The sequence below is a fragment of the Kitasatospora sp. NPDC056446 genome (assembly GCF_042796115.1).
Classification (GTDB): domain Bacteria; phylum Actinomycetota; class Actinomycetes; order Streptomycetales; family Streptomycetaceae; genus Kitasatospora.
In genome coordinates, this window is record NZ_JBHTRF010000002.1 from 90,486 (window position 1) to 103,224 (window position 12,739).

General features: G+C 73.5%; 9 protein-coding genes. 7 read left to right on the forward strand and 2 right to left on the reverse strand.

From position 1 onward, the window contains the following. Positions 1-72 precede the first annotated feature (72 nt). Positions 73-963: an oxidoreductase gene (locus ACFQ6N_RS02010; protein ID WP_380646237.1), complete on the reverse strand. Its 891-nt coding sequence runs from the start codon at positions 961-963 to the stop codon at positions 73-75. Positions 964-1,184: 221 nt separating this feature from the next. On the opposite strand from ACFQ6N_RS02010, the gene ACFQ6N_RS02015 reads away from it, so the two are divergent. The 7 genes from ACFQ6N_RS02015 to ACFQ6N_RS02045 all read left to right on the forward strand — a co-directional run bounded on the left by ACFQ6N_RS02015 (position 1,185) and on the right by ACFQ6N_RS02045 (position 11,749). Next, positions 1,185-2,192 (forward strand): ATP-binding protein, encoded by a 1,008-nt coding sequence (locus ACFQ6N_RS02015; RefSeq protein WP_380646238.1) that lies wholly within the window; start codon positions 1,185-1,187, stop codon positions 2,190-2,192. Between the two features lie 508 nt (positions 2,193-2,700). Beyond that, entirely contained in the window at positions 2,701-5,124 is a 2,424-nt protein-coding gene (locus ACFQ6N_RS02020) for a SulP family inorganic anion transporter (RefSeq protein ID WP_380646239.1), read from the forward strand. A 242-nt stretch (positions 5,125-5,366) separates the two neighbouring features. Continuing rightward, on the forward strand, positions 5,367-7,328 hold the full coding sequence (gene acs / locus ACFQ6N_RS02025) for an acetate--CoA ligase (RefSeq protein ID WP_380646240.1): 1,962 nt from the start codon (positions 5,367-5,369) through the stop codon (positions 7,326-7,328). 395 nt (positions 7,329-7,723) lie between these two features. Beyond that, positions 7,724-9,100, forward strand: a complete 1,377-nt coding sequence (gene nhaA, locus ACFQ6N_RS02030; protein ID WP_380646241.1) for a Na+/H+ antiporter NhaA — start codon at positions 7,724-7,726, stop codon at positions 9,098-9,100. A gap of 357 nt (positions 9,101-9,457) precedes the next feature. Then, positions 9,458-9,934, forward strand: a complete 477-nt coding sequence (locus ACFQ6N_RS02035; RefSeq protein WP_380646242.1) for a phage holin family protein — start codon at positions 9,458-9,460, stop codon at positions 9,932-9,934. 264 nt (positions 9,935-10,198) lie between these two features. Continuing rightward, positions 10,199-11,287, forward strand: a complete 1,089-nt coding sequence (locus tag ACFQ6N_RS02040; protein WP_380646243.1) for an alpha/beta fold hydrolase — start codon at positions 10,199-10,201, stop codon at positions 11,285-11,287. A 261-nt stretch (positions 11,288-11,548) separates the two neighbouring features. Continuing rightward, a complete protein-coding gene (locus ACFQ6N_RS02045; RefSeq protein WP_380646244.1) occupies positions 11,549-11,749 on the forward strand; it encodes a hypothetical protein in 201 nt (66 codons plus the stop codon). A 124-nt stretch (positions 11,750-11,873) separates the two neighbouring features. Here the strand turns inward: ACFQ6N_RS02045 and ACFQ6N_RS02050 are convergent, their stop codons facing one another. Continuing rightward, positions 11,874-12,572: a metal-dependent hydrolase gene (locus ACFQ6N_RS02050; protein WP_380646245.1), complete on the reverse strand. Its 699-nt coding sequence runs from the start codon at positions 12,570-12,572 to the stop codon at positions 11,874-11,876. Between the last annotated feature and the right edge of the window lie 167 nt (positions 12,573-12,739).

Below are 12,739 nucleotides of genomic sequence, written 5' to 3' on the forward strand. Positions count from 1 at the left end.
CCTTCGCGGGGCCTTCCGCACGCCCGAGCCCGGACCGGCACCGCGGCCCGGACCCGTGGCCCGGACCCGCGCTCAGACCATCCCGCGCTGCATCGCCTCGCAGACCGCCGTGCTCTCCCGCACGCCGAGCCGCAGCGCCCTGCCGCAGTGCGCGATCCAGGCCGCCATCCCCTCGGCGGTGCCCGCCAGGTAGCCCGCGAGCGCCCGGCGGTAGGCGGCGGTGCCGAGTTCCGCCAGGCCGACCTCGGCCGGGCAGATCGCCTTCGGGTCGAGCCCCTCGGCGATCAGCACGATCCGCTGGGCGGCCCGCGCGATCACCCCGTTGTGGGTGCCGAACGGCCGCAGCGCCAGCAGCTCGCCGTGCACCACCGAGGCCACCACGAGGGCCGGCGTGCCCACGCCCTGCCCCTCCGCGCGCGCCACCAGCAGCCGGGAGAGCTGGTCGAGCCGGGCCGCGACCTCCTCCGCGCCCGGGGCGGGCGGCAGTGCGGGCAGCGGCCCGTCCACGGCCTCGACCTCGACGCTCTCCACCGGCTTCAGCTCCAGCGGGAACAGCTCCTCGGCGCCCTCTCCCGCCCGGCGCGGGCGCCCGGCGGCCGGCTCGTCGTCGCCGACCGCGAGCAGGTGCAGCCGGGCCAGCACCTGGAGCGGCGAGTGCCGCCAGATGCTCAGCAGCTGACCGGCCTCGGCGGCGGTCCGCAGCGCCGCGCCGACCGTACGGGCCTCGGCGTCGGCGCTGAAGTCGGTGCGGCGGCGGACCTCCTCCAGCGGCCAGTCGGCCCCGGCCAGGGCCGCCGAGGCGCGGGCGCCGCGCAGCGCGGACTCGGAGGTGACCTCGGCCGCGCGGCGGCGCATCACCCGGTGGCCGTAGAGCCGGTCGACGGCCTTGCGCACCTCGGCGACCGCGTCGGGCACCCCGGGGAGCTGGGCCAGCGGGGCGAGGGGATCTGTTCCAGTGCTCACCTACCCGAGAGTAATGAACGAGCCGCCCCTCCCGGAACAGCAACCCCGCATCACCCGTTAGAGGCAATCCTCACTTCCCTCCCCCGGCGAGGCCCAAACCGCGGCTAGCATGGCCGCTATCGGAGACGATAACGATTTCCAACTAGGGGCGCCCAGTCGTGCGCGACCCCTGGGCAGGCGGCCCGGAGCGAGGGCCCTGAGCGAGAGCCGGAGTCCCCCAGATGAAGATCGCCTTCGTCGGCAAGGGCGGCAGCGGGAAGACCACGCTGTCCGCACTGTTCATCCGCCACCTGGCCGCCGCCGGCCGTCCGGTCATCGCCGTGGACGCCGACATCAACCAGCACCTCGGCCCCGCCCTCGGGTTGACGGACACCCAGGCCGCCGACCTCCCCTCGCTCGGCGCGCACCTGCCGGAGATCAAGGAGTACCTGCGCGGCAGCAATCCGCTGATCCGCTCGGCCGACGAGATGATCAAGACCACGCCGCCCGGCCGCGGTTCGCGACTGCTGCGGATCGTCGAGGAGAACCCGGTGTACGCCGCGTGCGCCCGCCCGATCGCGCTGGACGAGGGCTCGGTCCGGCTGCTGGCCACCGGGGCGTTCGCCGAGGAGGACCTCGGGGTGGCCTGCTACCACTCCAAGGTCGGGGCCGTGGAACTGCTGCTCAACCACCTGCTGGACGGCCCCGACGAGTACCTGGTCACCGACATGACGGCGGGCTCGGACTCCTTCGCCTCCGGCCTCTTCACCCGCTTCGACCTGACCTTCCTGGTGGCCGAGCCGACCCGCAAGGGCGTCTCCGTCTACCGCCAGTACCGGGACTACGCCCGCGACTTCGGGGTGCGGCTGCGGGTGGTCGGCAACAAGGTGCAGAGTCCGGACGACCTGGCCTTCCTGCGCCGGGAGGTCGGCGACGACCTGCTCACCACCTTCGGGCAGTCGGACTGGGTGCGCCGCCTGGAGCAGGGCGCCGAGCCGCCGCTGAAGTCCCTGGAGCCGGCCAACCGGGCCGTGCTGGAGCAGCTGCGGGCCGAGGCCGACGCGACGCACGGGCGACGGGACGCGCACCGCTACACCGAGCAGGCCGTGCTCTTCCACCGCCGCAACGCGGAGAGTTGGGCCAACGCCAAGGCCGGCATCGACCTGGCGACCCAGGTGGACGAGGACTTCGTGCTGGGCGGACTCGCGGGCGACGGCGAGCGGACGGCCCCGGCGGGCGCCCGCGCCTGACGCCCGCACCCGGGCCCGGCGCCCGAACGGGCCGCGACCTCCCCCGGAGCCACGGGGAGGCCGCGGCCCGTTCGCCGTGTCCGGCCCCGACCTCGCCCTGCCCCGCGCCTTCCCGGCGGGCGCTCCTGCGGGCACTCCGGCGGCTGCTCCGGCGGGCGCCCCGACGGCCACCAGCAGATCCCCGGCGGTTCGACCACCACCCATTGGGGTGAACCACGGGGTTTTCCGCTTCCCTCCGGCGACAACGCTGTGCAAAGCTTTCATTACTCTCGGTTTACCGAGTCTTGATGGTCCGGCCCGACGGCCCTCGGCGAGACATCCCGCACCTCGCCCCGGGCCCCTGGCGGGCCTGATGGTCCACGCCGGCCGGTGACACCCGCACTCCCCGCCGTGCCCACGCCATCCCGCCACACCGTCGCGACCCACGACAGCCGATCCGCCCGGAGCCCCACCCCGGACTCACCACCGGACCTGACTGCGTTCGTTCCCCCGGACAGACGGGAAGACAATGACCCTCGACATCTCCAGTGCCCCCATCGCCTCCGACACCACCGACCACGCACCGCCGGGCCCCTGCGCCCGGATCCGCTGGGCGCAGGACCTCTCCGCCTCGCTGGTGGTCTTCCTGATCGCCGTGCCGTTCTCCCTCGGCATCGCCCTGGCCACCGGCGCCCCGCTCACCGCAGGCCTGGCCGCCGCGGCCGTGGGCGGGATCGTGGTCGGGCTGTTCGGCGGCACCACGCTCATGGTCAGCGGCCCCTCTGCAGCGCTGACCGTGATCACCGCCGGGCTGATCGCCCAGTACGGCTGGCAGGCCACCTGCACCATCACCCTCGCCGCGGGACTGCTCCAACTCCTGCTCGGCGCAAGGCGGGTGGCCCGGACGGCGCTCGCCGTCTCGCCGGCGATCGTGCACGGCATGCTGGCCGGGGTCGGGCTCACCATCGCCATCGCGCAACTGCACGTCGTCCTCGGCGGCTCACCGCAGAGCTCCGCGCTCGCCGACCTCCTGGCGCTGCCCGGGCAGTTGGCCGGTCCGCAGCCGCCCGCACTGCTGGTCGGCGCGGTGACCGTCGCCGTCCTGCTCGGCTGGCCCCGGCTCGGCCGGCTCCCCGGCCGCGCGGGCACGTCGGGCGCCCGGCTGGCCAAGGTGCCCGGTCCACTGGTCGCCGTCGCCCTGGCCACCGCCCTGGCGCTCGCCCTGGACCTGCGGCTCGCCCACATCGGACTGCCCGCCTGGCAGCCGCACGCGCTGGTGCCCGCCCTGCCGCACGGCCCGCTGCTCGGCGTGCTCGCCGCCGTCCTCACCGTCACCGCGGTCGCCGGTGTGGAGTCGCTGTTGTCCGCCGTCGCGGTCGACCGGATGTCCCGCCGCACCGGCGACCTGGACCGCGAGCTGCGCGGCCAGGGCCTCGCCAACCTGCTGAGCGGGCTGATCGGCGGGCTGCCGGTCGCCGGCGGCGCCGTGCGCAGCACCGCCAACGTGCAGGCCGGTGCGCAGAGCCGGTGGGCCTCGGTGCTGCACGGCGTCTGGGTGCTGGCCGCCGCGCTGGCGTTGACCGGCGGGCTGCGCCTGATCCCGCTGGCGGCGCTCGCCGCGCTGGTCCTGGTGGTCGGGCTGCAGATGGTGAGCTTCGCGCACATCCGCAATGTGCACCGGCACCGCGAGTTCCCCGTCTACCTGACCACCGTGGTCGCCGTGGTGACGGCCGGCGTGCTGTGGGGGGTCGCGATCGGGGCGGGCACCGCCGTCCTGCTCGCGCTCTACCGGCTGACCCGCGCCCATGTGGACGTCGAGACCGGGCCCGACGGCTCGGTCACCGTCCACACGCACGGACCGCTCACCTTCACCGCCGTCCCCCGGCTCAGCCGGGCGTTCGCCGGGATCCCGGCCGGGGCCGCGGTCACCGTGGTCCACGACGGCTCCTTCCTGGACCACGCGGCGTACGAGACGCTGCACAGCTGGCGGTCCGGGCACCAGGGTGCGGGCGGGCGGGTCTCGATGGTGACCAGGCGCCAGGACGACGAGGTGCTCGACCCGGACGGCACGGTCCGCGCGGGCAGTTCACCGGGGCCGCACCGCTGCCGGGCCTGGACGCCCTGGGTCGGCCACCACTGCGTCGAGCAGCAGGAGGACCCGCACGGCCGGCTGCTGGACGGGGTCCGGGGGTTCCAGCTGCACACCGCTCCGCTGATCAGGCCCGAACTCGCCCGGCTGGCGCGGGAGGGGCAGACGCCCTCCCAGCTCTTCCTGACCTGCGCGGACTCGCGGATGGTCACCAGCATGATCACCAACAGCGGCCCGGGCGACCTCTTCACCGTCCGCAACGTGGGCAACCTGGTGCCGGCCCCGTTCGAACCCGGTGCGGCCGACGACTCGGTGGCCGCCGCGGTGCAGTACGCGGTCGAGGCGCTGGAGGTGCGCTCGATCACGGTCTGCGGCCACTCCGGCTGCGGCGCGATGAAGGCCCTGCTGGACGGTGTGCACGAGCGTCCGGGGCCGCCCACCGCGCTGACCCGCTGGCTGCGCAACGGCCGCGGCTCGCTGGACCGGCTGCGGCGGGCACCCGCCGAGTTCGCCGACCGCCCGGTGGTCGACCTGGCGGAGCAGCTCTGCATCACCAACGTGGTCCAGCAGCTGGACCAGCTGCTGGCGAACCCGGCGGTCGAGCGCCGGGTCGAGGAGGGCACCCTGCGGCTGGTCGGGATGTACTTCGACTTCGCGACCGCCCAGGCCTACGTCCTGGACCGCGCCGCCGGGACGTTCAGCCCGGTCGAGGCCCGTGCGGCGGCCGGTACGCAGGCCTGCGCAGAGGCCGGTGCCCGCGCGCCCGCCGGATCCCAGCCCGACGGGATGTCGGCCGAACGGGTGAATGAGGACGGTCGGGTTCCGGCCGGCGAGGGTGAGGAGGGTCCCCGGCTGGCCGCCTGAGAGCCGGGTCCGTGTCCCCGCCGGGCGGGCCGGGGCACGGGCCCACCAGCCCACGTACGGTTTCCCGCTCCCGCACGGCGGGCCGGCCCGGTCCGCGTCCGATCGTCGGTCAAAGGTCTACACCAATTCACAGTCGCCTCTTGTCAACTGCCCCATTCGCCTGGTGAGCTGTGCGCTGGGACACACGGGACAATCCCCACGCACGGGATCGTCTCCGATCATGACTCGATGAGGAGTGCGCGTTGAGCAACGAGAGCCTGGCCAATCTGCTCAAGGAGGAGCGGCGATTCGCTCCGCCGGCAGAGCTCGCCGCCGCCGCCAACGTCACCGCGGCCGCGTACGCGCAGGCCTCCGAGGACCGCCTGGGCTTCTGGGCCGAGCAGGCCCGCCGCCTCAGCTGGGCCGTCGAGCCGACGGAGACGCTGGACTGGTCCAACCCGCCCTTCGCCAAGTGGTTCGCCGACGGCAAGCTCAACGTGGCCTACAACTGCGTCGACCGCCACGTCGAGGCGGGCCTGGGCGAGCGGGTCGCCATCCACTTCGAGGGCGAGCCCGGCGACAGCCGTTCGATCACCTACGCCCAGCTCAAGGACGAGGTCTCGCAGGCCGCCAACGCCCTGCTGGAGCTCGGCGTCCGCAAGGGCGACCGGGTCGCGGTCTACCTGCCGATGATCGCCGAGGCGGTCGTCGCGATGCTCGCCTGCGCCCGGATCGGCGCCACCCACTCGGTGGTCTTCGGCGGCTTCTCCGCCGACGCCGTCGCCTCCCGCATCCAGGACGCCCAGGCCAAGCTCGTCATCACCGCCGACGGCGGCTACCGCCGCGGCAAGCCGTCCGCGCTCAAGCCGGCCATCGACGAGGCGCTCACCAAGGTCGACGGCGTCGAGCACGTCCTGGTGATCCGCCGCACCGAGCAGGAGATCGCGTGGACCGAGGGCCGCGACGTCTGGTGGCACGAGATCACCGCGCGCCAGTCCACCGAGCACACCCCCGAGGCGCACGAGGCCGAGCACCCGCTCTTCATCCTCTACACCTCGGGCACCACCGGTAAGCCCAAGGGCATCCTGCACACCTCGGGCGGCTACCTCACCCAGGCCAGCTACACCCACCACGCGGTCTTCGACCTCAAGCCGGAGACCGACGTCTACTGGTGCACCGCCGACATCGGCTGGGTCACCGGCCACTCGTACATCGTCTACGGCCCGCTCTCCAACGGCGCCACCCAGGTCATCTACGAGGGCACCCCGGACACCCCGCACCAGGGCCGGTTCTGGGAGATCGTCCAGAAGTACGGCGTGACCATCCTCTACACCGCGCCGACCGCGATCCGCACCTTCATGAAGTGGGGCGACGACATCCCCGCGAAGTTCGACCTGTCCTCGCTGCGGGTGCTGGGCAGCGTCGGCGAGCCGATCAACCCCGAGGCCTGGATCTGGTACCGCGATCACATCGGGGCCGGCAAGACCCCGATCGTGGACACCTGGTGGCAGACCGAGACCGGCGCCATCATGATCAGCCCACTGCCGGGCGTCACCGAGACCAAGCCGGGCTCGGCCCAGCGCGGCCTGCCGGGGATCGCGGCCACCGTGGTGGACGACGAGGCCCGGGAGGTCGCGAACGGCTCCGGCGGCTACCTGGTGCTGACCGAGCCGTGGCCGTCCATGCTCCGCACGATCTGGGGCGACGACCAGCGCTACATCGACACCTACTGGTCGCGCTTCGAGGGCCGCTACTTCGCCGGTGACGGCGCCAAGAAGGACGAGGACGGCGACATCTGGCTGCTCGGCCGGGTCGACGACGTCATGCTCGTCTCGGGCCACAACATCTCGACCACCGAGGTCGAGTCGGCCCTGGTCGGCCACCCGTCCGTGGCCGAGTCCGCGGTGGTCGGCGCCACCGACGCCACCACCGGCCAGGCCATCGTCGCCTTCGTGATCCTGCGCGGCGGCGTCACCGAGAGCCCGGAGCTGGTCGAGGAGCTGCGGGCGCACGTCGGCCGTACGCTCGGCCCGATCGCCAAGCCGAAGCAGATCAAGGTGGTCGGCGAGCTGCCGAAGACCCGCTCCGGCAAGATCATGCGCCGTCTGCTGCGCGACATCGCCGAGGGCCGCGAGGTCGGTGACACCACCACCCTCGCCGACAGCTCGGTGATGAGCCAGATCCAGGCCCAGCTGCCGCCCGCGAACGGCAACAGCAACGGCTGACCGGACCCAGAACGGCAGCTGTGCCCCGGGCGGTGACCACCGCCCGGGGCACAGCCGTGTCCGGGGCAGGGCAGCGCCGCCGAGAGCTCGGAAGAACGCGGAGGAACGCCGGTCGACGCCGGGAGAGCGCCAGGGAACGCATTCACCCGAATGCACGCAGCCGGCGCCGTTCGGGTGCCGGGTCGCTGCGCCTCCGGAGTGCAGCATCAGCCTCCAGGGCTTAAGTCCTTTACTAGGACAATCCGGATGTCACCCAAACGTCCCGCTAGACTGTTAACGACGCATCAAGATCCCCTGTCAGGGATCGGGGCGTCACAGGGCGCGCCGGGAAGTCTGGTCGGCAACTGCACCACACGTGCATCCGTTGCCGCTCCCAGCCCCTCAGGAGGTCCCCCGTGACCGACCAGCCGCCCGTCCACGAGCCGACGACCCGCCGCCGGCAGTTCCTCGGCCGGCTGTCACTGCCCGAGCGCACCTTCATCACCGACGCCCTGCGCACCGAGACGGTCGGCGGCATGCTGCTGCTGGGCGCGGCCGTCATCGCGCTGATCTGGGCCAACGTCTGGCCGCACGCCTACCAGAGCATGCTCGACTACACCGTCGGCCCCTCCGCTCCGCTGCACCTCGACCTCTCCCTGGCCTCCTGGGCCAAGGACGGGCTACTGACGATCTTCTTCTTCGTCGCCGGGATCGAGCTCAAGCGCGAGTTCGTCGCGGGCGAGCTGCGCACGCCCAGTGCCGCGGTGCTGCCCGTCATCGCCGCCCTCTGCGGGGTCGCGCTGCCCGCGATCCTGTTCGCCCTGGTGAACTCCGGCAACGGCGGGCACCCCGGCGGCTGGGCGATCCCGACCGCCACCGACATCGCCTTCGCCCTGGGCGTGCTGGCCGTGGTCGGCAGCCACCTGCCCTCGGCGCTGCGCGCCTTCCTGCTCACCCTGGCCGTGGTGGACGACCTGATCGCGATCCTGATCATCGCGATCTTCTACAGCTCCGGCATCAAGTTCTGGGCGCTCGGACTGGCCTTCGCCGGGCTGGTGCTGTTCTGGTTCCTGCACCGGCGCGGGGTCCACGGCTGGTACCTGTTCGTGCCGCTCGCCGTGGTGACCTGGGCGCTGATGCACGAGAGCGGCATCCACGCCACGGTGGCGGGCGTCGCGATGGGCCTGATGCTGCGCTGCCACCGGGAGGGCGACGAGCAGCACTCCCCCGGCGAGCACATCGAGCACCTGGTCCGCCCGCTCTCGGCGGGGGTGGCCGTCCCGGTGTTCGCGCTGTTCTCGGCGGGGGTGGCGATCTCCGGCCCGGCGCTGCGCGAGGTGTTCACCCAGGCCACCCCGATCGGCATCGTGGTCGGACTGCTGGTCGGCAAGTCGGTGGGCATATTCGGCGGCACCTGGCTGACCGCCCGGTTCACCCGGGCCGAGCTGAACCCGCAGCTCAAGTGGGCCGACATGGTCGCCGTCTCGGTGCTCGCGGGCATCGGCTTCACGGTCTCGCTGCTGATCAGCGAGCTGGCCTTCCCGGACGACCCGGCGCTCGCCACCCGGGCCAAGACGGCCGTCCTGGTCGGCTCGCTGCTCTGCGCGGTGGTCGCCACCGTGCTGCTGAAGCTGCGCAACCGGCACTACCGCGCGCTGTGCGAGGAGGAGGACCGGGACACGGACGGGGACGGCGTCCCGGACATCTACCAGGAGGACGACCCGGCCTGGCGGGCGAGGACGTCCGAGCCGGCCCGGCCGCGGACCGGTGAGGACCCCGGCACGGGCCGCTGACGGCCCCTCCGGACCGGCCCCGGTCCCCGCGGGCTCCCCCGGCCTTCGGAGGCTCCCGGGCTCCCGGAGGAACCCCCTGGGGCTCCCCGGGGCTCCTCGGGGGCGCCCCGAGGCTCCCGTGAGCCCTTGGCGGGCCCACCAGGGTCCCGGGGTCCCTGGGGCCCCGGAGGGCCTCCGGAGGCCTGCCGGGGCCGGGACACGTCCCTCCGGCGGGGCCCCGGAGTGGTGTCCGACTGACCGGTAGGGGCATGATTCTGAGCTGTCGACAATTCACTGACGCCTCCGGATCCCCCACCGGCCCCGGAACCGCACACCCGCGACGGCGTCACGCCGCACAGTCGCAGAGGAGAACCGCTGATGCCCGCAGGAGCCGCAGACCCGTCCAGCAACGGCCGGGCGCCCTACGAGGGCGAGCGTTCGGTGGGGCAGCTGTTCGCGGCGGCCACCGCCGACCTGTCCGCGCTGGTCCACGACGAGATCGCGCTCGCCAAGGCCGAGATCCGGGCGGACGTGAAGCGCGGCGTCTCCGGTGGTGTCTCCCTGGTGGTCGCCGGCGTGGTGGCGCTGTTCTCCATCCCGATGCTGAGCGCCGCAGCGGCCTTCGGCATCCACGCGCTGGGCCTGTCGCTGGGCTGGTCGTTCCTCATCGTGGCCGGCGCCTACCTGGTGCTCGCGGTGCTGCTCGGGCTGCTGGCGTTCCGCTCGTTCAAGAAGATCGAGCCGCCGCACCGCACCATCGAGGGCGCCCAGAAGACCGCCGACGTACTGAAGAACGCCCGGCCGCGCCCGGCCACCAAGGAGGAGATCGACCGCGCCCTGGGCCGCATCCCGTAGGCGGACCCGTAGGCGGACCCGCGGGCGGACCTGCGGGCGGCCCCTCGACGAAACCGGTCGGCGGACGCGTCAGGGAACACGTCACGCGTCGCGCCGAGGGGCTCGTCACGGAACACGTCCCGGGGCACGGCCCCGGCGTCCGCGTCCCGTCGACCGGCGGGTACCGGTGGGTGCCGGCGGCGGCCGGGCACCGGCCGTCACCCGGACCCACCGACAGTGAGTGCCGGGCACGTGTCGGGCGCGCGGATGTGACACGCTCTCGGTATGCCGCTTGACCAGAAGCCCGTACCCGCGCCGCCGTCCGCCGGTCACGGCCCCGACTCCGGCCCCGACACCGGCTCAGGCCCCGGTCCCTCCAGCGAGGGGGTCGACCCGGCCGCCGGGCAGGAACCCGCCGGGACGGCCTCCGGTGCCGCCGCGGAGACGGGCGCCGAGCTGGAGACGGGCGCCGAGCCGTGGAGCATCCGGCAGGAAGGCCCGTGGACGCACCGCGACCTCGCGGCCAACGGGGCGCGCTTCCACATCGCCGAGCTGGGTTCGGGCCCGCTGGTGCTGCTGGTGCACGGCTGGCCCGAGTACTGGTGGGCCTGGCGCCACCAGCTGACCGCCCTGGCCGAGGCCGGCTACCGGGCGGTGGCGCTCGACCTCCGGGGCATCGGCGGCAGCGACCGCACCCCGCGCGGGTACGACCCGGGCAACCTGGCCCTGGACATCACCGGGGTGATCCGCTCGCTCGGCGAGCGCCGGGCGCACCTGGTCGGGCACGCCTCCGGCGGCACCCTGGCCTGGGTCGCGGCGGTGATGCGCCCGTCGGTCATCCAGAGCCTGACCGCGGTCTCGGCCGCGCACCCGAGGGACCTGCGCCGGGCGCTGCTGACCGACCGGCACCAGTTCGCCGCCTTCGAGCACGTGCTGGGGTTCCAGCGGCCGTGGATACCGGAACGCCGTCTGGTGGCCGACGACGCCGCGCTGGTCGGCCGCTACCTGGCCGCCTGGACCGGCCCGAACGGCCTGGACGAGGCCGCGGTGCACGCGTACCGGCAGGCGATCCGGATCCCCAGCACCGCGCACTGCTCGATCGAGCCGTACCGCTGGCTGCTGCGGTCGATGGCGCGGCCGGACGGCATCCAGTTCGCCCGGCGGATGAAGAAGCCGATCACCGCGCCGACCCTGCACGTCCAGGGCGCGGCGGACCCGGTGCTGCTGTCGCACACCGCGCTCGGCGGCGGCGAGTACGTGGCGGCTCCGTACCGCTGGCGGCTGATGCCCGGGGTCGGGCACTTCCCGCACGAGGAGGCGCCGGAGGAGTTCACCGCCGAGTTGCTGGACTGGATCGGGCGCCACAAGGAGTGACTCCGGGGCGGCGCCGAGACGTCCCCGGGGCGGCTCCGGGGCATCCCCGGGGCGTCCCCAGGGCGGCGCCGGGTCGGCGCCGGGTCGGTTCCGGGGCCACCGGAGGGCGCCGGCGGGTGGCCGGGCGCACGGCTCCGCGGAAGGGCCGCAGGGCCCAACTCCCTTAATGTTGCGCTCATATGACAAGCGCATAGGCCAACTTCGGGGACCCCGGGCGGTTACCTCCACCGGCCCAGGGGCATCCATTCCGGTATGAGTTGGATGCCCGATCGCGGCGCCGTCCCACGCGGCCGACGCCAGAACAGCCCGCAGCGTTCCGCCCACCGCCCCGACCGGGCGGACGACCTCGGCTTCGACGGCCTCGACCGCCGCCAGCGTACGGAGCGGCGGCAGCTCGGCATCCCGCGCATCCTCGGCCGGCGCGCCCGCTGGGTGGGCGCACGACTGCGGCGCGAGACCTGAGGCCTCGCGCCGCGCCGGTCCTGCTGTGACGGGCCTGCCGTCATGGCCCTGCGGTGACGTTCCTGACGTGACGTTCCTGCGATGACGGCCCTGCGGTGATGTTCCTGCGGTCAGGTCCCGCCGGTCAGTTGGTGATCGGCGCCAGTGCGGTGAACCAGAGCAGGACGAAGGTCGCCACCGACATGATCGGCACCAGCACCTTGGTCTCGACGTTGTTGCCGCTGCGCTTGATCAGCACGATCTCGTAGCGCTCCTTGTGCGGCCAGAGCAGCGGAGCACCCTTCTTGGTCAGGCAGTCGCCCAGCAGGTGCGCCAGCGTGCCCAGTCCCACCGCGTACGGCAGCCAGCCGGGCGAGTTGGGCATCCAGGTGTTCATCCCGAAGGTGCCGAGCGCGGCCAGGCCGATGACGGTGATCCACGCCTCCGGACCGTTGCTCGGCGGGCAGAGCCGCAGGGCCCGGACCGCGAGCGCCAGCAGGAAGAAGGTCAGCACGAGGGTGAAGTTGCGGCCCAGGTAGGTGACGCCGGCCCAGGTGCCGCCGCCCATCAGCGCGACGAACAGCAGCGAGTGGGTGGCGTGCCGGTGACCGCCGGAGGCCCAGGCCACGAAGCGGCAGAGCGCCTTGGAGACCGGGCCGAGGAAGTTGGCGATCGAGCCGTCGTGGTGGTCGAGGTCCGGCAGCAGGGCCGCACCCGCGCACAGCACCGTGCCCATCAGTATGTCCGCCGGCTGCAGCGTGGTGTGCAGCAGCAGCGGGGGCAGGAAGGGGGCCGACGCCGCGTACAGCATCGCCCCGCTCACCGCGTGCGAATGACCCATCATCGGACTGCCACGACCTCCCGTAGAGCCCACTCCGGGACGGCGACCGGTTGAGCCGAACGGGTGAGCGCGCCGAGGCTACCAGGGCAGGCTGACGGTACGACGGATATCGGCCGGTCCCCGGCCCGGCGCGTCCGCCCGGGCTGCCGAGGCCCCGGACCGGACCGCCG

Bases quoted from the DNA above. Each gene is read 5' to 3' on its own strand.
- ACFQ6N_RS02050 (WP_380646245.1), bottom strand. From the start codon at position 12,572: ATGATGGGTCATTCGCACGCGGTGAGCGGGGCGATGCTGTACGCGGCG.
- ACFQ6N_RS02045 (WP_380646244.1), top strand. From the start codon at position 11,549: ATGCCCGATCGCGGCGCCGTCCCACGCGGCCGACGCCAGAACAGCCCG.
- ACFQ6N_RS02040 (WP_380646243.1), top strand. From the start codon at position 10,199: ATGCCGCTTGACCAGAAGCCCGTACCCGCGCCGCCGTCCGCCGGTCAC.
- ACFQ6N_RS02035 (WP_380646242.1), top strand. From the start codon at position 9,458: ATGCCCGCAGGAGCCGCAGACCCGTCCAGCAACGGCCGGGCGCCCTAC.
- ACFQ6N_RS02020 (WP_380646239.1), top strand. From the start codon at position 2,701: ATGACCCTCGACATCTCCAGTGCCCCCATCGCCTCCGACACCACCGAC.
- ACFQ6N_RS02015 (WP_380646238.1), top strand. From the start codon at position 1,185: ATGAAGATCGCCTTCGTCGGCAAGGGCGGCAGCGGGAAGACCACGCTG.